Source organism: Chlorobaculum tepidum TLS, assembly GCF_000006985.1.
GTDB lineage: Bacteria > Bacteroidota > Chlorobiia > Chlorobiales > Chlorobiaceae > Chlorobaculum > Chlorobaculum tepidum.
This window is the reverse complement of the sequence record NC_002932.3, coordinates 147,501-170,160: the sequence shown is the minus strand read 5'-3', so window position 1 is coordinate 170,160 and position 22,660 is coordinate 147,501. Positions and strand designations below refer to the sequence as shown.

General features: G+C 55.6%; 18 protein-coding genes and 4 tRNA genes (1 of these 22 running past the window's edge). 4 read left to right on the top strand and 18 right to left on the bottom strand.

Features of this window, described 5'->3' with window-relative positions:
- Positions 1-1,029: a 2-oxoacid:ferredoxin oxidoreductase subunit beta gene (locus AYT24_RS00820; protein ID WP_010931856.1), complete on the top strand. Its 1,029-nt coding sequence runs from the start codon at positions 1-3 to the stop codon at positions 1,027-1,029.
- 179 nt (positions 1,030-1,208) lie between these two features.
- On the opposite strand, the gene AYT24_RS00815 is transcribed toward AYT24_RS00820, so the two are convergent.
- Both AYT24_RS00815 and AYT24_RS00810 read right to left on the bottom strand, forming a co-directional pair.
- Positions 1,209-2,213 carry an acetyl-CoA carboxylase carboxyltransferase subunit alpha gene (locus tag AYT24_RS00815; RefSeq protein ID WP_010931855.1) on the bottom strand — a complete coding sequence of 335 codons (1,005 nt, stop codon included), beginning with the start codon at positions 2,211-2,213 and terminating at the stop codon, positions 1,209-1,211.
- A 95-nt stretch (positions 2,214-2,308) separates the two neighbouring features.
- Positions 2,309-2,584, bottom strand: a complete 276-nt coding sequence (locus tag AYT24_RS00810) for an HU family DNA-binding protein (RefSeq protein WP_010931854.1) — start codon at positions 2,582-2,584, stop codon at positions 2,309-2,311.
- A 236-nt stretch (positions 2,585-2,820) separates the two neighbouring features.
- Here AYT24_RS00810 and efp point away from each other — a divergent pair, with 236 nt between their 5' ends.
- Genes efp through accC form a run of 3 tightly spaced genes read left to right on the top strand, consistent with a single transcriptional unit; the run spans position 2,821 to position 5,283 of the window.
- The gene (efp, locus tag AYT24_RS00805) at positions 2,821-3,387 is read left to right on the top strand and encodes an elongation factor P (protein ID WP_010931853.1); all 567 of its coding nucleotides are present in this window, start codon (positions 2,821-2,823) and stop codon (positions 3,385-3,387) included.
- Between the two features lie 59 nt (positions 3,388-3,446).
- A complete protein-coding gene (gene accB, locus AYT24_RS00800; RefSeq protein ID WP_010931852.1) occupies positions 3,447-3,920 on the top strand; it encodes an acetyl-CoA carboxylase biotin carboxyl carrier protein in 474 nt (157 codons plus the stop codon).
- Between the two features lie 19 nt (positions 3,921-3,939).
- Positions 3,940-5,283, top strand: coding sequence for an acetyl-CoA carboxylase biotin carboxylase subunit (gene accC, locus AYT24_RS00795; RefSeq protein WP_010931851.1), 1,344 nt, complete (start codon positions 3,940-3,942; stop codon positions 5,281-5,283).
- A gap of 559 nt (positions 5,284-5,842) precedes the next feature.
- On the opposite strand, the gene rpoC is transcribed toward accC, so the two are convergent.
- The 16 genes from rpoC to eno all read right to left on the bottom strand — a co-directional run.
- Entirely contained in the window at positions 5,843-10,315 is a 4,473-nt protein-coding gene (gene rpoC, locus AYT24_RS00790) for a DNA-directed RNA polymerase subunit beta' (RefSeq protein ID WP_010931850.1), read from the bottom strand.
- A 92-nt stretch (positions 10,316-10,407) separates the two neighbouring features.
- Positions 10,408-14,313 (bottom strand): DNA-directed RNA polymerase subunit beta, encoded by a 3,906-nt coding sequence (gene rpoB / locus AYT24_RS00785; RefSeq protein ID WP_164927192.1) that lies wholly within the window; start codon positions 14,311-14,313, stop codon positions 10,408-10,410.
- Positions 14,314-14,730: 417 nt separating this feature from the next.
- Entirely contained in the window at positions 14,731-15,111 is a 381-nt protein-coding gene (rplL, locus tag AYT24_RS00780; protein ID WP_010931848.1) for a 50S ribosomal protein L7/L12, read from the bottom strand.
- A 55-nt stretch (positions 15,112-15,166) separates the two neighbouring features.
- Complete coding sequence (gene rplJ / locus AYT24_RS00775) at positions 15,167-15,685, bottom strand: 50S ribosomal protein L10 (protein ID WP_010931847.1); 519 nt, start codon at positions 15,683-15,685, stop codon at positions 15,167-15,169.
- A gap of 24 nt (positions 15,686-15,709) precedes the next feature.
- The gene (gene rplA, locus AYT24_RS00770) at positions 15,710-16,399 is read right to left on the bottom strand and encodes a 50S ribosomal protein L1 (protein WP_164927191.1); all 690 of its coding nucleotides are present in this window, start codon (positions 16,397-16,399) and stop codon (positions 15,710-15,712) included.
- 66 nt (positions 16,400-16,465) lie between these two features.
- Complete coding sequence (rplK, locus tag AYT24_RS00765; RefSeq protein WP_010931845.1) at positions 16,466-16,891, bottom strand: 50S ribosomal protein L11; 426 nt, start codon at positions 16,889-16,891, stop codon at positions 16,466-16,468.
- Positions 16,892-16,945: 54 nt separating this feature from the next.
- A complete protein-coding gene (nusG, locus tag AYT24_RS00760) occupies positions 16,946-17,521 on the bottom strand; it encodes a transcription termination/antitermination protein NusG (RefSeq protein WP_010931844.1) in 576 nt (191 codons plus the stop codon).
- A gap of 27 nt (positions 17,522-17,548) precedes the next feature.
- Positions 17,549-17,740: a preprotein translocase subunit SecE gene (secE, locus tag AYT24_RS00755; protein ID WP_010931843.1), complete on the bottom strand. Its 192-nt coding sequence runs from the start codon at positions 17,738-17,740 to the stop codon at positions 17,549-17,551.
- A gap of 53 nt (positions 17,741-17,793) precedes the next feature.
- A tRNA-Trp gene (locus AYT24_RS00750) sits at positions 17,794-17,866 on the bottom strand.
- 22 nt (positions 17,867-17,888) lie between these two features.
- Positions 17,889-17,961, bottom strand: a tRNA-Thr gene (locus AYT24_RS00745).
- A 20-nt stretch (positions 17,962-17,981) separates the two neighbouring features.
- Positions 17,982-18,064, bottom strand: a tRNA-Tyr gene (locus AYT24_RS00740).
- 16 nt (positions 18,065-18,080) lie between these two features.
- Positions 18,081-18,153: transfer RNA gene (locus AYT24_RS00735), tRNA-Thr, on the bottom strand.
- Between the two features lie 166 nt (positions 18,154-18,319).
- On the bottom strand, positions 18,320-19,117 hold the full coding sequence (locus AYT24_RS00730) for an SDR family NAD(P)-dependent oxidoreductase (protein ID WP_010931842.1): 798 nt from the start codon (positions 19,115-19,117) through the stop codon (positions 18,320-18,322).
- Complete coding sequence (ispG, locus tag AYT24_RS00725) at positions 19,114-21,198, bottom strand: (E)-4-hydroxy-3-methylbut-2-enyl-diphosphate synthase (protein ID WP_226986827.1); 2,085 nt, start codon at positions 21,196-21,198, stop codon at positions 19,114-19,116. The genes AYT24_RS00730 and ispG overlap by 4 nt, the downstream gene beginning before the upstream one ends.
- Positions 21,199-21,390: 192 nt before the next feature.
- Positions 21,391-21,699 (bottom strand): septum formation initiator family protein, encoded by a 309-nt coding sequence (locus tag AYT24_RS00720; protein WP_010931840.1) that lies wholly within the window; start codon positions 21,697-21,699, stop codon positions 21,391-21,393.
- Positions 21,700-21,786: 87 nt separating this feature from the next.
- Positions 21,787-22,660, bottom strand: the 3' portion of a protein-coding gene (gene eno, locus AYT24_RS00715; RefSeq protein WP_010931839.1) for a phosphopyruvate hydratase. 440 nt of this gene lie beyond the right edge of the window; 874 of the gene's 1,314 nt are visible here — the last part of the coding sequence; the start codon falls outside the window, past its right edge; its stop codon occupies positions 21,787-21,789.

Below are 22,660 nucleotides of genomic sequence, written 5' to 3'. Positions count from 1 at the left end.
ATGACCGATACACATACCTGCCTTACCGCCAAGGATTTCACGTCGAACCAGGAACCGAAATGGTGCCCCGGCTGTGGTGACTTCATGGTTCTCCAGCAACTCAAGAACGCGATGGCTGAACTGTGCCTGAAAACCGAAGAGGTTGTCGTGGTATCGGGCATTGGCTGCTCGTCAAGGCTGCCATACTATATCAACACCTACGGCGTGCACGGCATCCACGGGCGCGCCATGGCGATGGCTTCCGGTCTGAAGGTTGCCCGCCCTGACCTCAGCGTCTGGGTCGGCACCGGCGATGGCGACGCCCTCTCCATCGGCGGCAACCATTACATCCACACGGTCAGACGGAACCTCGACATCAACGTCGTGCTGTTCAACAACGAGATTTACGGCCTGACCAAGGGACAGTACTCGCCGACCTCGAAAGTGGGTTTGAGAACCGTCACCTCTCCGACCGGCGTGGTGGATTATCCGATCAACACCATCGCCCTCACCCTTGGCGCAGGAGGCACCTTCGTGGCCCGCGTCATGGATCGCGACGGCAAGCTGATGAAGGAGATTTTCAAGCGCGCCCACAACCACAAAGGCACCTCGATCGTCGAGATTTACCAGAACTGCCCGATTTTCAACGACGGCGCGTTTAGAGCCTTCAGCGACAAGGAGCGGAAGGACGACACGACGCTTTACCTCGAACAGGGCCAGCCGCTGGTGTTCGGTGCGAACGGCTCGAAGGGCATCTACCTCGACGGTTTCAAACCAACGGTGATTGACCTCGAAAAATCGGGCGTTTCAAAAGATGACCTCTGGATTCACGACGAAAACGACCTCATCAAGGCAAACATCCTGTCGCGCTTCTTCGACGATCCGAACAGCACCGAGGAGTTCCTCCCGAGGCCGTTCGGTATCTTCTATGTGGAGGATCGCTTCACCTACGAACAGGCTCTGAGCGCCCAGATCGACAAGGCGCAGGAAAAAGGCGAAGGCACCCTCGAAGAACTGCTTGCTGGCAACAGCACCTGGACGATCAACTGATCACGATCCGACATACGCACAAAAACCCCCGGTTCATCGCCGGGGGTTTTTATTGGCCCAAAACTTCGATGGACGATGTGGACTTGGTAAATGGCGTGAACAGAACAAGAAAACGATGACGTAAAAAAAACAGTCCCGACAAGTCGAGACTGCTTTTCGGGTTTCGCTTTGAAAAACGGTCAGCTCTCTTCCCACACGCCCATTCCTGAGAACTTCGCGATTCGTTCGTCCACCAGTGTACGAGCATCTTTTGTGAGCAAGCCCTGCAACTCCTCGATCAAAATCGACTTGAGCGTTGAGGCCATCTGTTCGGGGTTGTGATGCGCGCCACCGAGAGGTTCGGTCACGATCCGGTCGATGATGCCCTGAGCGAGCAGATCGTCCGCCGTGAGCTTGAGCGCTTCTGCGGCCTGCTCCTTGAAGTTCCAGCTCCGCCAGAGAATTGATGAACAGCTTTCCGGCGAGATGACCGAGTACCAGGCGTTTTCAGCCATGAGAATACGGTCGCCGACGCCGATGCCGATAGCTCCCCCGCTGGCCCCTTCGCCGATGATAACGCAGATGACCGGCACTTTCAGAGCAGCCATTTCATAAAGGTTGCGAGCAATGGCCTCGGCCTGTCCGCGCTCCTCGGCCTCGATGCCAGGAAACGCACCCGGAGTATCGATCAGCGTGATGACGGGTTTGCGGAACTTCTCCGCGAGCTTCATGAGACGCAGCGCCTTGCGGTAGCCCTCGGGCTGCGCCATGCCGAAGTTGCGGTAAAGGTTCGATTTGGTGTCACGCCCCTTCTGGTGGCCGATGACCATCACGCTTTGCGAGAAACCGGCTGATTCGTCCTCAAGCCGGGCAAAGCCGCCGATGATCGCTTTGTCATCGCCAAAGTTACGATCACCTGACAGCTCGACGAAATCCTTCATCATCATGTAGATGTAATCGAGCGTATAGGGGCGTTCCGGGTGCCGGGCCAGCTGCACCTTCTGCCAGCGGGTCAGATTCTTGTAGATCGTTTTGCGAAGCGATTCGACCTTTGCTTCAAGCGATTCGATCTCGCGCTTCAGGCCTGCGCGGCCTTCCGACATTGAATCGACCTCGCCGCTTTTCAAGTAAACCCTCATTTCATTGAGCTTCTCTTCAAGCTCATAAAGGGGTTTTTCAAAATCGAGAACTACTTTCGCCGCCATAGTATGCTTGCTCCTTAAAAAAAAGTCCATCACTGCTCATGCCAATGATGGACCTTGAAAACTCGTTCGATGAGCTTGTAAGCTCCGGTAATGGCTCAGCCACCGACCTCTTCTTTCAGCGCTTTGCCAGGCTTGAACTTGACAACCTTCTTGGCGGCAATGGTAATGGTCTTGCCTGTCTGGGGATTGCGGCCCTGGCGCTCTGCCCGGTCGCCGGTGGTAAAAGTACCAAAGCCCACCAGGGTCACATCATCACCGCTTTTCAGGGTCGAGGTCACCACATTGATGAATGCATTGACCGCTCTTTCAGCATCAGCCTTGGTCAAACCGGTCTGCTCTGCAATCTTTTCTGCTAACTCGGCTTTCGACATAATAAGTAGTTTACCGTTTAAATGTTTGAGGAAAATCAGGTTGCCTATTTCCAATTACTACAATAATTCAATTTAAAGACTGCCCAACAAACATCCAATTTGTTTTTCTCCCTTGTGCCAAGCGGGTTTTGGCTTGTCATTGTTATTCAGTTCTGGCTGTGTTATATTATGTGTCTTTAACTTTTCAACATCGATATTCAGACTCAGTACTGTATCACCTATCTGCAAGTCAAGTCATGGTTTCAATCAGCAATGTCTCAAGAGGTGCCATCATCCGCTGGAATGGGGCGCCACACAGCATCGAAAGCCTTGTCCACCGTACCCCCGGCAACCTTCGCGCCTTCTACCAGGCCAGCATGAAAAACCTCAAGACTGGCCGCAACGTCGAATACCGCTTCAGCGCCACCGAACAGGTCGATGTCATCGTCACCGAGAGAAAGAAATACCAGTACCTTTATCGTGATGGTGAAGACTATGTCATGATGGACACCGAGACCTTCGATCAGATCAATGTGCCAGAAGTGGCCATTGGGCCAGCCTCACGTTTCCTCAAGGATTCCGTGATGGTCGATATCGTTTTTGCCGATGACGGATCGATCCTCGAAGTTGAATTGCCAACCTTTGTCGAACTCGAAGTCACAGAAACCAGCCCGGCAAGCAAGGACGACCGCGCCACTAGCGGCACCAAACCGGCCATCGTCGAAACCGGCGCCGAGGTAAACGTGCCGATGTTCATCCAGACCGGCAGCATCATCCGCATCGACACCCGTAGCGGCGAGTACATGGAGCGGGTTAAAAAGTGACTGTTTTGACTGTTGTTATGTTATTACCGAATTGCGCGTAAAATCTTAAGACCACAATCATGAACCTCAAGGAAATTCAGCAGCTTATCGAGATCGTCAACGTATCTGCTCTTGATGAAGTGATCATCAAGGATGGCCAGTCCGAAATCACACTGAGACGAAACAACTCGAAGGCACAGGCTGTCTTACCAACCGCTCCCGTCGTCGCGCAACCCATCCCGGCCCCCCTGCCTGCAGTGCGTCAGGCCGTGCAGGAACAACCGGCCCCGGCTGCCGCAGAACCTGCCGTGAGTGATCTGATCGAAATCTATTCACCTATCGTGGGCACCTTCTACCGCTCACCATCTCCGGATTCTCTTCCGTTCGTCAACGAAGGCGACAAGGTCAAACCCGGTGATGTACTTTGCATTATCGAAGCCATGAAGCTGATGAACGAGATCGAGTCGGAGGTTTCAGGAACCATTGTCGAGATTCTCGTCGAAAACGGCCAGCCGGTCGAATACAATCAGGCTCTCTTCCGAGTCAAGCCATAACTTCAATACTCACTGCACCTTGTTTAAAAAAATACTCATAGCAAACCGTGGGGAGATCGCCTTGCGGGTCATGCATACCTGCCGCGAGATGGGCATTTGCACCGTGGCCGTCTATTCGACCGCCGATGCCGATTCCCTTCATGTCAGGTACGCAGACGAAGCGGTCTGCATCGGACCGCCGCTTTCGAGAGAAAGCTACCTGAATATTCCGCGCATCATCGCCGCTGCCGAGGTCACCAACGCTGACGCGATTCATCCTGGCTACGGCTTTCTGGCCGAAAACGCCGATTTTGCGGAAGTATGCAGCTCCTCGAACATCAAGTTCATTGGCCCTTCCGCGGAGATGATCAACAAGATGGGCGACAAAAACACCGCCAAATCGACCATGATTGCTGCAGGCGTGCCAGTCGTCCCGGGAAGTGAAGGTCTGGTCGAAGATGTGGCTCACGCCATTGAGACCGCCAAAAAGATCGGCTATCCCGTCATCATCAAACCGACAGCTGGGGGTGGCGGAAAAGGGATGCGGGTGGTACACGAAGAGAGCCAGCTCGAAAAAAACCTTAAGACCGCCCAGAGCGAGGCCGGCATGGCCTTCGGCAACAGCGGCGTCTATATCGAGAAGTTCCTTGAAAATCCCCGCCACATCGAAATTCAGATTCTGGCCGACCAGCACGGCAACGTGGTGCACCTCGGCGAACGCGACTGCACCGTGCAGCGCCGCCACCAGAAGCTGATCGAGGAGACTCCCTCACCGGTAGTCGATGAAGCCCTGCGCACGAAGATGGGCGAAGCGGCCGTGGCCGCCGCCAAGGCGATCAACTACGAAGGCGCCGGCACCATCGAGTTCCTGCTCGACAAGCACAAAAACTTCTACTTCATGGAGATGAACACCCGCATCCAAGTGGAGCATCCCATAACCGAGCAGCGCTACGACGTCGATATCGTCAGGGAACAGATCAGCATCGCCGCTGGAGGAAGCCTGGAAGGGAAAACCTTCATTCCGAGAGGCCACTCCATCGAGTGCCGCATCAATGCCGAAGACCCTGAGCACATGTTCAGGCCTTCGCCGGGAGAGATTCAGGTCTTTCATACGCCCGGAGGCCCCGGCGTCAGGATCGACTCGCACTGCTACGCAAGCTACGTCGTGCCATCGAACTACGACTCGATGATCGGCAAGCTCATCGTCACTGCCCACAACCGTGACGAAGCGATCGCCCGCATGTCGAGGGCTCTCGACGAGTTCATCATCATGGGCATCAAAACCACCATCCCTTTCCACAAGCAGGTGATGCACGATCCGGTGTTCAGAAGCGGAGAGTTCGACACGAGCTTCCTCGACAGCTTCAGGTTCGAGAAACCGTAACCCTGAACAAAGAGAACGCCGCTCCTCTCTTCATAGTGCACCCGACCATTTTCAAACCCTGTAATGTAATAACCATTTGTTTACTAAATGGCTGCAGGGTTTGATCATTATTTTTCCGGCAGAAAATTCCCGAAACAACCAGCCCTATACCTGCTGACTTTCCCAGAGGCTCAATTTGATCCACGCCCCACACCTCTGCGCCGTGGTGACGGATCATTTGAAGCCACGGTTTGATTGTATCGATCCTCCGCCCACCCCGACCGTCAACTCACGGCTGTTATTGACATTCGCCACTCTCTCTTGCTAGATAAGCTTGCCGGGATTTCCGGGACTTTTCACCTTTCGAGAAAACCGCGAAGCATTCTCAGGGCACTGGCCCGATGCGGCTTGAACCTGCGCTCAAGCGAATTCCGTTACAGGGAGCTTCGGGCGCGAATGGTTTCAAGAACGGGAGTTGTTGCATACAAGGCTCAACATTGCACAAAAAAAATACCGCCCTGTTTGAGTTACAGGGCGGCATTACTCTCAACAAGATGCCGTTATTTCTCTCGCCTTACGCTCAAATTTCCTCGTCCGATGCTGCCTCAACAGCTTCAGCCTCTTCAGCTTCGTTGTCGCGAAGCCGGATTGAGCGGTATTTGCGCAAACCCGTACCGGCCGGAATGAGCTTGCCGACAATGACATTCTCTTTCAGGCCGACGAGGTGATCAACCTTGCCAGCCACGGCTGCATCGGTCAGCACCTTGGTGGTCTCCTGGAAGGAGGCTGCAGAGATGACGCTTTCGGTCTGCAAGGCAGCGCTGGTAATACCCAGCAACACCGGATGCGAGGTTGCCTGCAACGCCGGCTCGATAGTAATGAGCGACTTGCCGTTGCGGCGTAGCTCGCGATTCAACTTGGTGATGTCGCGCTGCTTGTAGAGCTGGCCCTCGATGATCCTTGCCGGAGCATCGCCACGGTCGATCACCCTGACCTTTTCGGCCACGGCTTCGTTGGCTTCAATAAAGGTGCTTCGATCGATCAGGTCGCCCGGAAGCAGATCGGTATCACCAGGCTCTTCAACGCGTACCTTCTGCAGCATCTGGCGCACGATCACCTCAAGGTGCTTGTCGTTGATCTCCACACCGGCGTTGATCTGATACACCTTCTGAATTTCGTTGACCAGATACTGCTGCACGGCGTTGGGGCCCTGGATGCGCAGGATGTCCTGCGGTGAGACCGCGCCGTCGGTCAGCGGATCACCTGCCTTGACCTCGTCCCCTTCGGTGGCAAGCACATGCTTACCGACCTGGACGTAGTATACCTTCTCTTCGCCAAAGTCATTCTTGACCCTGATCTCCTTGCTGCTGCGGCGCTGCGAGCCGAAGCTCACGTAACCGTCGATTTCAGAGACGATAGCCGGATCGGTTGGAATACGCGCTTCGAACAGCTCGGTCACCTTTGGCAAACCGGCGGTAATGTCGCCGCCGACGCGATCGAGGTTCCTCGGCACCTTGGCAATAATATCGCCGGGCACGATCTTCTGGCCATCCTCGACATAGAGGTTGGACTTGATCGGCACCGGATAGGTCTTCCTGATTTCACCCGATTCGCTCACAATGGCAACACGCGGCTCGCGAGTCTCGGATGCGCGCAGCTTGGAGCGCCAGTTGATGATGGTGTGCTGAGCGAAACCGGTCTGCGGGTCAACTTCCTCCTTGTAGGTGACGCCTTTTTCGATGTCGATAAATTTCGCAAAACCGGGCATCTCGGCAATAATCTGGGTGCTGTTCGGTTCGCTGCTGAAGAGCACCTGCTCCTTACGCACCATCTGACCGTGCTCGACGTTGAGATGCGCGCCATGCGGCACCACATAACGCTTAAGAACCTTGCCCGAATCTGGGTCAATGATGTTGAGTTTGCCGTTCTTCTGAATGACGATCTGGCGTGTCTCCTCGATACCGTCCTCGGTGATGATGGAGTGTTCGACACTCTTCACATCTTCAAGTTCAACCTGGCCTTCATAGAACGCCTTGGTCTCGGTCTCGGCGATACCGCCCTGCGCCGCACCGCCCTGGTGGAAGGTACGAAGCGTCAGCTGCGTTCCCGGCTCACCAATGGACTGTGCTGCAATCACGCCGACTGCCTCACCTATTTCGACGAGCTTGTGCACCGACAAGTTGGTGCCGTAGCACTTCGCACAGATACCGACCTTCGACTCGCAGGTGAGCACGGAACGAATCTCGGCCTCTTCAACACCAATGTTGTCCTGAATGGCGGCAGCAAGCTCATCGGTGATAATTTCACCGGCCTTGACAACAACTTTGTCGTTGATGACATCGACGATGTCGCGGGCCGCCACGCGCCCCTTGATCTTTTCGCGGAACTTGATCTGTCCGCTGGTCTCCTCCTCGATGTTGCGCTCGACGTGCAGACCGCGCGTGGTGCCGCAGTCGTCAATGGTGACGATCACATCCTGCGCCACGTCGTGCAGACGCCTGGTCAGGTAACCGGCGTCAGCCGTCTTGAGCGAGGTATCAGACAGACCCTTACGGGCACCGTGCGTCGAGATGAAGTATTCGAGCACCGTCAGCCCCTCCTTGAGGTTCGAGATAATCGGGTTCTCGATGATCTCGCCCGGCTGGCCAGACATGGACTTCTGCGGACGGGCGATCAGACCCCTCATACCGGTCAACTGCCTAACCTGCTCGCGGGAGCCTCGGGCACCCGAATCGAGCATCATATAGAGCGGGTTGAAGCCGTCGCGATCTTTCTTGAGCTTTTCGTAGGACTCGTCGGCCACGAGGTTGGAGGTCTTCTGCCAGACATCAACGATCTGGTTGTACCGTTCGTTGTCGGTCAGCGTGCCTCGGTTGTACTCCTTGATGATCTTGGCGCTGTCACGCTGGGCGTTCTTGATGTGCTTCACCTTGGTTTCAGGCACGATCGCGTCGGACAGGCCGATGGACAGGCCACCTCTCATAGCGTAGTCGAAACCGACCTCTTTGATGTTGTCAAGGAAGCGGGCCGTCTCAACGTTACCGACCTCGCTGGAGAGCTGTGCGATCAGCTCCTTGGCCACCTTCTTGTTGATCAGCTTGTTGATGAAGCCGATCTCTTCAGGCATATGCTGGTTGAAAATCACTCGACCAACCGTGGTGACAAGCAGCTTCTTCTGCTCAATCTGGCTCTTCAGCCACGCTCTCCTTTCTGCCTGTTCTTCGGGGACAAGCGTATCAACCAGGCGAACCGGGTCGGAGACCTGGTCGACCTTGCCGTCGTACTTAACAAAAATCTGGGCATGGAGACCTACACGCTCCTCGTTGTAAGCGATGATCACCTCTTCCATCGAGTAGAAGAGCTGTCCCTGGCCTACATCTCCGAAACGCGCCTTGGTCAGGTAGTACATACCGAGCACCATGTCCTGCGACGGAACCGTAACCGGCTTACCGGACTGCGGCAGAATGAGGTTGTGCGACGAGAGCATCAAGAGCGACGCTTCGAGCTGCGCTTCAGGCGAAAGCGGCACGTGCACGGCCATCTGGTCGCCGTCGAAGTCAGCGTTGAAGGCCGTACAGACGAGCGGATGGAGCTGGATCGCCTTGCCCTCGATGAGGGTCGGCTGGAAAGCCTGGATACCAAGGCGGTGCAGGGTCGGCGCACGGTTCAGAAGCACCGGATGGCCGTCGATCACCTTTTCAAGCACATCCCAGACTACCGGGTCTTTCTTGTCGATGAGCTTCTTGGCCGACTTGACCGACTTGGCGATGCCGCGCTCGACAAGGCGGCGGATAACGAACGGCTGGAACAGCTCAATGGCCATGCTCTTCGGCAGACCGCACTGGTGCAGTTTCAGCTCCGGGCCGACCACGATAACCGAACGACCGGAGTAGTCAACGCGCTTGCCGAGCAGGTTCTGGCGAAAACGCCCCTGCTTGCCCTTAAGAGCGTCGGAAAGCGACTTGAGCGGGCGGTTGGACTCGCCGGTTTTCACCGCATTGGCCTTGCGCGAGTTGTCGAACAGGGCGTCGACCGCCTCCTGCAACATGCGCTTTTCGTTGCGCAAAATCACCTCGGGAGCGCGGATGTCGATCAGCTTTTTCAGACGGTTGTTGCGGATAATCACGCGGCGATACAGATCGTTCAGATCTGAGGTGGCGAAACGGCCACCTTCGAGCGGCACGAGAGGACGAAGTTCCGGCGGAATCACCGGCACGACCTCCATCACCATGTACTCGGGCTTGTTGCCTTCGTAAATGTACAGCTCCGGAGAATCCTCCTCAGGGAAAAGACCGGTCGATTTTTTGCGGGTGCGCTTCTGCGGCTCGTAGCTCTTTCTGAAAGCCTCGACAACCTTGAGGCGCTTGAGCGCATCGGCGCGTTTCTGCTCCGAGCCGCTCTCCTTGAGAACCTTGCGAAGGTTGAGTGCGATCTCGTCGAGGTTCAAGCCTTTCAGCAACATATGGATCGCCTCGCCACCCATTTTGGCGACGAACTTGGCCGGATCGTTATCTTCGAGGTCCTGGTTGTCTTCGTACTCGGTGATGATCTGGAAATACTGCTCCTCGGTCAGGCGGTCGAACTTTTTGATGCCCTGCTTCTCGCCCGGCTCGCCGGGGTTGATGACCACGTACACTTCGTAGTAGATGATGCGCTCCAGCTCCTTGGTGGAGAGATCGAGCAGCGCGCCGATCTTGCTCGGCACGGAGCGGAAAAACCAGGTGTGCACCACCGGCACGGCCAGCGAGATATGGCCCATGCGCTCGCGGCGCACGCTCTTGGTGGTGACTTCAACGCCGCAGCGGTCGCAGATGATGCCCTTGTAGCGCACCCTCTTGTACTTGCCGCAATAGCATTCCCAGTCCTTGGTAGGACCGAATATCTTTTCGCACATCAGGCCGTCACGTTCCGGCTTGAAGGTACGGTAGTTTATGGTTTCCGGCTTGAGCACCTCGCCACGCGAATGGGCCAGAATACTCTCCGGAGAGGCGATGCTGAACTTTATCTTCGAAAAATCACCCTTGAGCGGTGATGATCCCTGTGAAAATATCATGGTCGATATCCCTGTTAAAACAACCTTGAAATTATCTTCGTTACTTCTTTTCAATTGCCGAAGTGATCGATCCGGCATATCGTTACATCATTTCAGGGCACTCTGTCGTCGATCCTGATCTCGAGGCCAAGCCCCTGCAGCTCCCTGATAAGCACGTTGAACGATTCAGGCGTTCCGGGTTCCGGAAGATTCTGTCCCTTGACAATCGCTTCATAGGTTTTGTTCCTGCCGATCACGTCATCGGATTTGACCGTGAGCATCTCTCGCAGGATGTTGGCCGCGCCGTAGGCTTCGAGCGCCCAGACCTCCATTTCACCAAACCTTTGGCCACCGAACTGTGCCTTGCCACCGAGCGGCTGCTGGGTGATAAGCGAGTATGGTCCGATGGACCTAGCATGAATCTTGTCGTCGACCAGGTGGCTCAGTTTGAGCATGTAGATATAACCAACCGTGACCTCGTCGTGGAACTGCTCGCCGGTACGTCCGTCGAACAGCTTGACCTTGCCGTGCCCAGGCAGACCAGCTTTTTCAAGATACTCCTGCACCTCGGTGTAGGTTGCACCGCTGAAGATCGGGGTCTTGAACTTGACACCGAGCTTCTTGCCCGCCCAGCCGAGCGAGGTTTCGTACAGCTGGCCGATGTTCATACGGCTCGGCACACCAAGCGGGTTGAGCACGATATCGACCGGGGTCCCATCCTCCATGAAGGGCATATCCTCGATCGGCAGAATCTTGCCGACCACACCCTTGTTACCGTGACGACCGGCCATCTTGTCACCCACCTGGATTTTCCTCTTCTGGGCGATATAAACCTTGGCCAACTCTTCGATACCGGGCGGCAATTCATCGCCGACGTTGATTTTGTACTTCTCGTTCTCACGCTCGTCAGACAGATCCTTCAGCTTGAGACGGTATTCACGAATCAGGCGGACGACGTTTTCGTTGGTTTTGGCTCCGCTCACAATGCCTTTCGACAGATCAATCGATTCGAGGAACGGCAAGCCGTTGAACTTGGCCAGCAGCGCTTCATCGATGACCGTGCCTTCGGGAACGAGCACCTTGCCTTTGTCGCTGGTGATGGCAACGCTCTTCTTGCCGTTGAGATACTGCTTCATCCATTTGGCAAAGCGGCTGCGCAGGTCGGCCTCTTTCAGATCGAACTGCTTGTCGATCGCCTCCATGCGCTCTTTTACGTCCATGCCGATCTTTTTCTTGCGGCTGAACAGCTTGGTCTTGATGACGATACCTTTCATGCCGGCCGGCACGTGCATCGAGGCGTCTTTCACGTCGCTCGACTTGTCGCCGAAGATGGCACGCAGGAGCTTTTCTTCCGGAGTCGGATCGCTCTCGCCTTTCGGGGTGATCTTACCGACCAGAATGTCGCGCTCCTTGACCTCGGCGCCGATGCGCACGATGCCGTTCTCGTCGAGGTTGCGCAGCGCATCCTCGCTGACGTTGTAGATGTCGCGAGTAAATTGCTCCTCGCCGCGCTTGGTGTCGCGCACGCTCGACTCGAACTCGTGCACGTGGATCGAGGTAAAGACGTCGTCATAGACGAGGCGCTCACTGAGCACAATAGCGTCCTCGAAGTTGTAACCGCGCCAGGGCATGAAGGCTACCAGCACGTTTTTACCGAGCGCCAGTTCGCCATTGTCGGTCGAGGAGCTGTCGGCCAGCACGTCGCCGGCGTTGACCCTCTGGCCATTGTGCACCAGCGGGCGCTGCGAGATGCAGGTGTCCTGGTTGGAGCGCTTGAATTTGATGAGCTTGTAGACCTTGACGCCTTCGTCTGGGTCAAGCAACGAAACGGTGTTGTTTTCCGGATCGAGATCGTAGCGCACTTCGATGCGATCCGCCGTGACGCACTGCACCACGCCGGGCCCCTCGGCCACGATCACCGCGCGAGAATCACGGGCCACCTTGGCCTCCATGCCGGTGCCAACGATCGGCGCTTCGGAAACGAGCAGCGGCACTGCCTGGCGCTGCATGTTCGCGCCCATGAGCGCGCGGTTACCGTCATCGTGCTCAAGGAACGGGATGAGCGCGGCTGCCGCGCTGACAATCTGAACCGGAGAGACGTCCATGTAGTTGACCTCTTCGGCAAGCACCAGCGGGTAGTCACCCTTGGTTCTGGCCTGCACCGACTCGGCCGCGATGCGGTTGTTCTCGTCAAGCTCGATGCTGACCGGCACGGTGATCTTGTTCTCCTCATCCTCTGCGGAGAGCATCACGACCTTGTCGGTGACCTGACCATTTTCGACCACGCGGTACGGGGTCTGGATGAAGCCCTTGTCGTTGATTTCGGCATAGACCGACAGCGACGAAATCAGACCGATGTTCGGGCCTTCAGGGGTCTCGATCGGGCAAAGACGTCCGTAATGAGTGTAGTGAACATCGCGAACCTCGAAACCTGCACGCTCGCGGGTCAGGCCACCGGGGCCAAGAGCCGAAACCCTGCGCTTGTTGGTCATTTCGGCCAGAGGATTGGTCTGGTCCATAAACTGCGAGAGCTGGCTGGTGGCAAAGAAGCTCGACACCACGCTCGACACGGTTCGCGCATTGATCAGATCAGCCGGAGCGATCTTGTCGGTATCGCGCGAGTTGAGCTTTTCGCGAACATTCTTGCCCATTCTCGCCAGACCGATCACGAACTGCGCAGCGAGTTGCTCGCCCACCGAGCGCACGCGGCGGTTGGCCAGGTGATCGACGTCATCGACCTCGGCCATGCCGTTGATCAGCTTGATCAGATAATTGATGACCGCAATGATGTCGTAGTGGGTCAGCACCAGAATATCCTCACCGATCGGCTCCTCGGAGTAGGTGCTGATCGTCTGGAGAATGCGCTCGTAAATAGCGTCGGAGAGTTCCTTCAGTTCAGGGCGCTTTTCAAGATAAGCCGAAAGCTCGGCAAGCTCGTTCTGAAGCTTCTTCTGAATGCGATAGCGACCAACATCGCCGAGATCGTATTTCTTCTGATTGAAAAAGGTGCGTTCGAGGAAGCTTCTGGCGGCATCGATGTCCGGCGCTTCGTTGGAGCGAAGCTCCTCGTAGACAATTTCAAGCGCCTCTTCCTCGGTGGCGGAACTGTCATTGAGAATCGTGTTGATGATAACCGACTTGTCCACGCCTTTCTCGGGGGAGGTGGTCTTCATCACCTTGACCGTTTTGTAACCGGCAGCGACGATCTGGTCTATGATCTCCTCGGTAATGGCTGCCCTTGCAGGCACTACCTCACCGGTAGTCATGTCGATGATATCGGAAGCCAGATACTGGCCAAGAAGCTGCTCGCGCTTCGAGCTCTTGGACGAAACCTCGACCTCCTCGACCAGATCGAACAGTCCGAGAATATCCTCATCCTTGGCAAAACCGATCGCCCTGAGCAGCGCTGTGACCAGGAAGTTCTTCTTCTGGTCGATGTAGACGAAAATCTGGTTGTTGATGTCGGTCTGGAACTCGATCCAGGAACCGCGAGTCGGCACGATTTTGGCCGAGTACATCTTTTTACCGTTCGGGTGTACGGCCTCGCTGAACACCACGCCCGGCGAACGGTGAAGCTGCGCCACCACGACGCGCTCGGCGCCGTTGATGATAAAGGTCCCGCGGTCGGTCATATAGGGAATCCTGCCGAGATAGACCTCCTGCTGGATGGTCTCCTTCCAGTCCGGCTCGTCGGCCTCATCCTTATAGGAGAGCTTGAGCTTGATCTTGAGCGAAACATCGTAGGTCAGGCCGCGCTCAATGCACTCCTCGACGGTATATTTCGGCTTGTCGAAGCTGTAGGAGATATATTCCAGGAGATAGAGCCCCCTGGTATCGGTAATGGGAAAGGCGCTCCTGAGCACTTTTTCAAGCCCCTGATCCTTGCGTTTTTCAAGGGGAACGCTGTCCTGGATGAAATTATGAAACGAATCGAGCTGTACCTTGAGAAGGTCGGGGGGATTTATGATACTCTGGATCTTGGAAAAGTCAATACACGGTGTTGGTGTTGCATCAGCCACTTTCACATGCACCTCGCTTTTAGTCAATTGCAGGGAGTACTTAACAGTTAATGGGCAATTCTCTTTCAGGTCTCATCGTTCGAAGTCGCAACCAATATGTATTCGCGACATCGATCTGGAGCCCGCTTTGCTCCGTTTTGCGACCGGCGACGTCAGCCGGTGCTGCACTCCTTATGTCCCGACAGGCCGGCACATTCAGGCTCCGCACTTCGACAACCGCTCACTCGAATCGCTCACGGCAGTAATCAGTGGTACTCTTTGGTCATTACAGGATTCGTCAATACCCTATCGAAGTGGGGTCATCGTTCTGCGGTTTTTAAGCCGCGTAACGGCGAAAAGAAATTTCTTACCACAAAAGGACAAAGCTCCGTACCGGAAACGGCACGGAGCTTGTCAGCTACTTGACCTGCCGAACGATCAGTTCAGCTCGACTTCAGCGCCGGCGTCCTTGAGCTCTTTGGCGATCTTTTCAGCCTCGTCCTTGGAGACAGCCTCTTTGACGGTCTTCGGTGCACCGTCAACCATGTCCTTGGCCTCTTTCAGACCAAGACCGGTGATTGCGCGAACAACCTTGATGACGTTGATCTTGTTGGCGCCAGCAGACTTGAGTACGACGTCGAACTCGGTCTTCTCTTCTGCAGCGGCAGCTTCACCGGCAGGAGCGGCCATAACGGCGCCAGCCATAACGGCAGGAGCAGCGCTCACGCCGAACTTCTCCTCAAGTGCTTTCACCAACTCGGAAGCTTCGGTAAGGGTAAGTTTACCAATCTCTTCTACAAGGGTTTCGATAGATGACATTATTTCCTCTCTCAGTTTGAATTGAAAATATTGAAGCTTTGAGTGCGTAATTCGTTTATTTCTCGAGCTTTCCGACCTGGTCGATCACGGAAACGAGGTTTCTCATCACCGCATTCATGACCATCGGCACAGAAGCAACCATGTTGTTCAAGAGGCCGGCAAGGCGACCAATGTTCTCGGTCTTGCTGAGCATCTCGGAGAGCTGGGGCAGCGAATCGGAACCAAACACCTGTCCATCGATAGAGGCCATCTTGAACTTCAACGCTTCGTTGTCTTTGCTGAACTTCTTGATGATCTTGGCCGGAGCGATCGGATCGTCGTAAGCGAACGCTACTGCGGTGGTGTTCTTCAAACCAGCAGCCAGCTTGTCGACGTCGGCGGCATCCTTGAGCGCCTTTTTGATCAGGGTGTTCTTGACCACCCGGTACTCGATACCGGCCTTGCGAAACTCGAGGCGCAACTGGCTCATCTTCTGGACATCGAGCCCCTGAAACTCGGTAAAGTAGAAGCCCTGTGACTTCTGGAACTTCTCTGCTATTTCCTGAGCGATCTGCTCTTTTGTATCACGCTTCATCATATCGGTGCACAATCTTTAATGTTAGGCAACAAATTTATCCTTCTTCACCTTCACGCCGGGGGACATGGTGCTCGAAATGGTGATCCCCTGGAGGTACTGACCTTTTGCAGCCGACGGCTTCAGGCGAACGACCTCTTTGATGAAGCTGGTGATATTACCAGCAAGGTTTGCACTATCGAAGGAAACTTTGCCGACCGGAGCGTGGATGTTGCCCGCTTTGTCGACCCTGAACTCGATTTTACCTGCCTTGACCTCCTTGACGGCTTTGGCGACATCCATCGTGACCGTACCCGATTTCGGGTTCGGCATCAGGCCGCGAGGGCCGAGGATTCGGGCAACCTTGCCGAGCTGGCCCATAACGTCGGGAGTCGCAACGATCACATCGACATCGGTCCAGCCGTTCTGGATTTTCTCGATATAGTCTTCGAAACCAACGAAATCAGCGCCAGCCTCGCGAGCCTCTTCCGCCTTGTTCTCTTTGCAGACAACCAGGACGGAAACGGTTTTACCCGTGCCGTAAGGAAGCATGACCGTTCCACGAACGACCTGATCGGCATGACGGGGATCGACCCCGAGCTTTATGGCAACATCGACCGTGGCGTCGAATTTGGTGGTGGTGATCTCCTTAACCTTCTCGATGGCTTCCGCGAGCTCATACTCTTGAGCGCGGTTCACCTTTGCACTTGCGTTTCTGTAATTCTTTCCTGCCATTGACATTTATGATATTAGTGGTTGTAAAAGCGGCTTGTCAGGCCTCCCACGAAAAAAACTTGCTTCTCAGCCCTCGACGACGATACCCATGCTGCGGGCCGTGCCTATAACCATCTGGGTCGCACCTTCGAGATCGATGGAGTTCAGATCGGGCCTCTTCAGCTCGGCGATCTTGCGCACCTGATCCATCGTGACCGTACCGACCTTGTTGCGGTTCGGCTCGCCGGAACCCTTTTGCAGCTTGGCCTCCTTGAGCAGGAGCACGGCGGCAGGCGGCGTTTTGGTGACAAAGGTGAAAGACTTGTCGGAGTAAACCGTGATCACCACAGGGATGATCATACCAGCCTCAGACTGCGTTTTGGCGTTGAACTGCTTGCAGAACTCCATGATATTCACACCCTTCTGACCAAGCGCCGGACCGACGGGGGGTGCAGGATTGGCGCCTCCTGCAGGAATTTGCAACTTGATGAACCCTGTTATCTTTTTTGCCATAAATTATCTCTCTTTCAACAGCTTGAATGAATACTATGACCTCTGTGATCCCTGTTATTGCGAAACGGGCTTGACCTGGGAAAAATCGAGTTCGGTCGGGGTGCTCCTGCCGAAGAAGTTGATCATGACCTTGACTTTCATCCGCTCGGTGCAGACCTCGTGCACGATCCCGGTCAGCGAGCTGAATGGCCCATCTATCACCTTGACCGAATCGCCGACCTTGAAAGGAGCTTCAACCACCGCACGGTGCTCGATCGCTCCACCGGGGACGAGAATCTTCTCTACCTCATCGGGACGCAAAGGAGTGGGATTATCATCGACGCCGAGAAAGCCCATGACCGACGGAATATCCATGATCAGGTTTCGGGTCTGCTTGTCGAGCACGGCTTCGATCAGCACGTAGCCGGGAAAAGCGTTCTTGGTCAGACTGCGCTTTTTGCCGTTTTTAACCTCGACGAAACGTTCGTAGGGGATGTAAACCTGCTTGATGCTTTCGGAAAGACCGCATCGCTCGACCTCCATCTCGATACTCTCTTTGACCTTGCGCTCATGGCCAGAATAGATCCTGAGAGCGTACCAATGAAGTTGCGGGGGATGCTGTTCTTTCACCACCTTTTTTTTGGCGCTCATCTCGTTACCTCGAAAATCTCCTTAGTCTTACAATAATTTCCCCATCACCGTACTGATGACCCAATCCACCACAAAGGTAAACAAGGCAAGAATACCTGAAACCGTCAACACAACAATCGTCATATCCTTCACCTCCTCCCTTGTCGGCCACGACACCTTGCGCATCTCGCCAACAACATCACGATAGTACTTATCAACCTTCTCGATATATTTCTTCATGATTGAGCAACGAGGTAAAAGATCGTGAACAGCATTCAAATCCAGCCTGCCTGCACGTCAGGAGGGACTCGAACCCCCAACCTGCGGTTTTGGAGACCGCTGCTCTACCAATTAAGCTACTGACGTATACCGCTCCCCCAGGAACCGGAGCTGATGATCGGACTTGAACCGATGACCTCTTCCTTACCAAGGAAGTGCTCTACCGACTGAGCTACATCAGCTTGTCACCAACAAAAGCAAGTGGGTAGGGGAGGATTCGAACCTCCGAAGACATATGTCGACAGATTTACAGTCTGTTGCGTTTGACCGCTTCGCTACCTACCCATGTACTGGCGCTTCGAGCTGGTGATGGGACTCGAACCCGCAACCTGCTGATTACAAGTCAGCTGCTCTACCAATTGAGCTACACCAGCAGCTCACCAAAAATACAGGGCCGGTAATATAACACAGCCTGATCAAAAAATGCAAAAGGAAAAAATAAAAATTTCATGAAAAACCGCGGCCAAAGTGAACTTGATGGGCGTAATGAGCATAAATGACGGAAATCGCGACAGGAAAACCACACGGCACGTACAGTCATCACCCATTACTCCCCCCCCTCTCCCTGGCTCCGGCGAAGATATCGGCCAGCAACACCACGATTTTCCGTGGTGTGAAACGCTGGACAAAAACCATGAGACGATCCAGAACGGTCGGCAGAATCAGCACCTGTTTTCCGTCGAGTCCGCGGTGGACGGCCTTCACGACCACCTCCGGACTGGAAACCGGCGTGACGATGCGGCTCCGGTCATGACCGGCACGGCTGTAAAAGAGATCGTTGTCGAGAAAGCTGGGACAGACGGCGAAGATTCGGACGCCAGTGCCCTGAAGCTCGACAGAGAGCGCTTCGGTCAGATTGACCACAAACGCCTTGCTGGCGGAGTAGCCGGCCATACCCGGCACACCCTGGAATCCGGCGAGCGAAGCGATATTGATCACCACACCCCGGCGGCGGGCGCGCATCGCCGGAAGAAACCGGCGGGTCAGCGCAGCCACGGCGACCATATTGACCAAGACCATCTGCACGAACGTCTCTTCGTCCATCCGCTCAAAGTTGCCCGCTATGGAGAATCCGGCGCAGTTGACCAGTTTATCGATGGGCAGCCCTCTCTCCTCGCAGAATCCGAAAACCTTCAACGCAGCGCCAACCTCCGCAAGATCCTGGCAACAGACCTGCACCTCGATACCGCATGAGCGACGCAACTCCGCAGCCAGCGTTTCAAGCTTATCCTGCGAGCGGGCAACCAGCACGAGGTTGTCGCCCATCGAGGCAAACTCTTCAGCAAGTCGCCGGCCGATACCGGTGGACGCGCCCGTAATCAGCGTATAAAAGCTCATACAGGATCAACCCACTTGCCGTTCTGCCGGATCAGCTCAATCAGCCGCTCAAGCGCCTCTGCCTCCGGGATGTTCTCCTCGACACACTCTTTGCCGACGTAGAGGCTGACGCGCCCCTTACCGGAGCCAACGTAGCCGAAATCGGCGTCGGCCATTTCGCCGGGGCCGTTGACGATGCAGCCCATGATGCCGATCTTCAACCCCTTGAGGTGCGAGACACGCTGCTTGATGAGCGCCGTGGTCTTCTCAAGCTCGAAGTAGGTTCGTCCGCATCCAGGGCAGGAGATGAACTCGGTTTTGGACATCCTGATTCTGGCCGCCTGAAGGATGTTAAAGCAAAGGCTCACCTCTTCGCTGGCTGGCATATTCGTCTCAAGCGCAATGAGGTCGCCGATACCGTCGCAGAACAAGGTGCCCGCCTGAATGGCACTCTGGATGAGCACGCCGGAGCGCTCACCGTCGAGCCGACGGTAACGCACGGCAATCGGATAGTCGAGCCCGGCTTTTTTCAGCTCGAGCGCGAGTTTTCTGGTAGAATAGAGCGGTGCATCGGAAACGATAGAGAGCATGACCCGCTGCAACCCTCTCGCTTTCAGCTTGGCAGCAAGACGGACCAGCACCTCGGCAGGCACATTCTCCGAAGATTTTTCGTGGATAAAGCAGAACTCGATAGCGGCGTTCCTGTCGTGGAGCGATTCAATCAAGCCGGTGCCGAGCGTTTCACCTTCGACGATATCGAGCCGCACTCGCCCGCAGAGCGGCAACAACGCCGGAACAATCGAGGTATCGGCAGTCGAAACGACAATCTTTTCGCGCAAATTTCCCAGCGAATCGAGCAATGCCTTGAGCAACGAAATATCTTCGGCACTACCGACGCCAACACTGACCAGCTCCGAGCGGATCGCATCCTCCGGCTTGCCCGGATCGAGCCTCGCGAGAATCTCGTCGCGGAGCGATTCCGTATCAGTGATGGGCGCATGGGCAGCAGTTTCAACCCCGGGCAAGGCATCGCCTCCGACCGGTATGCCCGCACCATCGATGCTGATGGAAGGACGCCGCGAGTAGCTGAACGGCTCGAACGGCAGCTGCACATGTCCGGCGCTCTTGCGCTCGTGCTCAATCACGTGTTTGACCGGAAGATGCGCCCGGTCGCCCCGCACCAGCAGCATGTCGTTGTACTTCTTGACGATAGCGAAACCAACCGGCACCTCGTTGACCGGATCTTCGGTGAGCGACACGCGAATAGTGTCACCGAGACCATCTTCGAGCAAAGCGCCGATGCCCATCGCCGACTTGATGCGCCCCTCGTCGCCATCACCCGCCTCGGTCACGCCGAGATGCAGCGGGTAGGCGTAGCGCAGCTCCGCATCGGCACGGGCGACGAGCAGCCGGTAGGCCTGGATCATCACCCTGACGTTCGATGACTTCATCGAAAAGAGCTGGTCGTAATAGCCTTCGTCCTCGCAGATTCTGGAGAATTCGAGCGCCGCCTCGACCATGCCCTCCGGCGAATTGCCGTAGCGGCTCACGATGCGGTCGGAGAGGGAACCGTGGTTGGTGCCAATGCGCATGGAGACGCCAAGCGACCTGGCCTTTCGCACCAGCGGCGTGAACTCCTCACGTACCTTGTCGAGTTCAGCGCGATACTCGTCATCGGTGTAATCCTTGCTCGAAAACTTCGCGCCGGTGGCGTAGTTGCCGGGATTGATACGGATGTTCTCGACGAACTCCACCGCCTTCATCGCCGCCTTGGCTGAAAAATGAATATCCGCCACCAGCGGCGTGTCGATACCATCCCGCCGGAGCTGCTCACGGATGTTTTTGAGATTCTCCGCATCTTTCTCGGTCGGCACGGTCAACCTGATGATTTCACACCCCGCCTCGTACAAACGCCGACACTGCTCCACCGAAGCCGCCGTATCCATCGTGTGAGCGGTAATCATGGACTCCACCCGGATCGGCAAATATCCGCCAAGGAAGATCGTCCCGAAAGGGACTTCCCTGGTGACTCGCCGGCGATAACTGTACACTGGCGCCGGATAATCGATGATATTGCCTGAAACAAGACGCTCTTCGCTCATAAGACGGCTGGTTGAAAGTGATTGAAGATGATCCTGAAGGTAGCCAATGGCCGGGATAAATAAAAGGCGGGAGAAAGATGGGGGAAAGAGAATAATAAATGCCGAATTATGAATGAAAAAGGAAAACCGGAAAGACGATGCTTTTGAGTTCACCATCTGTTCACAACGTCCACTTTCAGGCCTCGTTCGGGGTCACTTCTCCCTTATGATAAATACCGTCTCGCCTTTTTTGTGGAAATTGAAGCGTTCCCGAGCCACCTTTTCGACGCTGTCGGGCTGGTAGGCATTTTTGATCGTACTACGGAGCTCAACGATCTTCTCCTGCTCTTCGGCCAGAAGCTTTTCGAGCTTCCGGTTCTCCAACTCCATGCTAATGCGGGTCACCAAGCCAAAATCACCGAAGATAAATCCGATGGCTGCGAGCACAAGGAGGGCCCGAATCACGAACTTTTTCGGATTCAGCCGGATGAGGTCCCAGAGTTCCGTCAGGTATTTCGTCATGGGCCAGTAGCAGTTTTCAGCGCCATGCCTGCCAGATCGCCAGGCATGGCGCCTCGAAATGATTCCAAAAACAGCAATCCGACGCCGTCAGACCCGGAAGGCCCCGATGCCCGGATAGAGCGCCGTGCTGCCAAGCTCTTCCTCGATTCTGAGCAGCTCGTTGTACTTGGCCATGCGGTCGGAGCGCGACATGCTGCCGGTCTTGATCTGTCCGGCGTTGGTCGCCACGGCGATCTGCGCAATGGTGGTGTCTTCGGTCTCGCCGCTGCGATGGCTGATGACCGAGGTGTAGCCGTTGCGCTTGGCCAGCTCGATGGCCTGAAGGGTTTCGGTCAGAGTGCCGATCTGGTTGACCTTGATGAGAATCGAGTTGCCGACGCCCTTCTCGATACCTTCGGCAAGGCGCTTGCTGTTGGTCACGAACAGGTCATCACCCACAAGCTGCACACGGCCGCCGATCTTGTCGGTCAGCATCTTCCAGCCTTCCCAGTCATCCTCAGCCATGCCATCTTCGATCGAGATGATCGGATAGCGGCTCGCCCAGTCGGCCCAGTAGCTGGCCATCTCTTCTGACGAAAGTTCGCGTCCGGAGGATTTCTTGAAAACGTACTTTTTCTTTTCGGCGTCGTAGAACTCAGAGCTGGCCGGATCGAGTGCGATCATGACATGACCATCGCCGAGGCCTCCCCTGTCAGTCGGCGCACCAGCTTTGTAGCCAGCCATGCCGATGGCCTCGATCACCAGCTCGATGGCCTGTTCGTTGGACTCCACGTTCGGCGCAAATCCGCCTTCGTCGCCCACCGCCGTGCTCAGACCGCGATCGTGTAGCAGGGACTTGAGCGAGTGAAACACCTCGGCTCCGCACCGAAGCGCATCGGAATAGCGCTCGAAGCCGATCGGCATAATCATGAACTCCTGGAAATCAACCGTATTGTCAGCATGAGCGCCACCGTTGAGCACG

Coding starts and splice junctions, on each gene's coding strand:
- ispG (WP_226986827.1), bottom strand. CDS start 21,198: ATGAGCGAAGAGCGTCTTGTTTCAGGCAATATCATCGATTATCCGGCG.
- secE (WP_010931843.1), bottom strand. CDS start 17,740: ATGAAGAAATATATCGAGAAGGTTGATAAGTACTATCGTGATGTTGTT.
- rpoC (WP_010931850.1), bottom strand. CDS start 10,315: ATGATATTTTCACAGGGATCATCACCGCTCAAGGGTGATTTTTCGAAG.
- nusG (WP_010931844.1), bottom strand. CDS start 17,521: ATGAGCGCCAAAAAAAAGGTGGTGAAAGAACAGCATCCCCCGCAACTT.
- efp (WP_010931853.1), top strand. CDS start 2,821: ATGGTTTCAATCAGCAATGTCTCAAGAGGTGCCATCATCCGCTGGAAT.
- accB (WP_010931852.1), top strand. CDS start 3,447: ATGAACCTCAAGGAAATTCAGCAGCTTATCGAGATCGTCAACGTATCT.
- rplA (WP_164927191.1), bottom strand. CDS start 16,399: ATGGCAGGAAAGAATTACAGAAACGCAAGTGCAAAGGTGAACCGCGCT.
- AYT24_RS00810 (WP_010931854.1), bottom strand. CDS start 2,584: ATGTCGAAAGCCGAGTTAGCAGAAAAGATTGCAGAGCAGACCGGTTTG.
- rplK (WP_010931845.1), bottom strand. CDS start 16,891: ATGGCAAAAAAGATAACAGGGTTCATCAAGTTGCAAATTCCTGCAGGA.
- rplL (WP_010931848.1), bottom strand. CDS start 15,111: ATGTCATCTATCGAAACCCTTGTAGAAGAGATTGGTAAACTTACCCTT.
- AYT24_RS00730 (WP_010931842.1), bottom strand. CDS start 19,117: ATGAGCTTTTATACGCTGATTACGGGCGCGTCCACCGGTATCGGCCGG.
- AYT24_RS00720 (WP_010931840.1), bottom strand. CDS start 21,699: ATGACGAAATACCTGACGGAACTCTGGGACCTCATCCGGCTGAATCCG.
- rplJ (WP_010931847.1), bottom strand. CDS start 15,685: ATGAAGCGTGATACAAAAGAGCAGATCGCTCAGGAAATAGCAGAGAAG.
- AYT24_RS00815 (WP_010931855.1), bottom strand. CDS start 2,213: ATGGCGGCGAAAGTAGTTCTCGATTTTGAAAAACCCCTTTATGAGCTT.
- AYT24_RS00820 (WP_010931856.1), top strand. CDS start 1: ATGACCGATACACATACCTGCCTTACCGCCAAGGATTTCACGTCGAAC.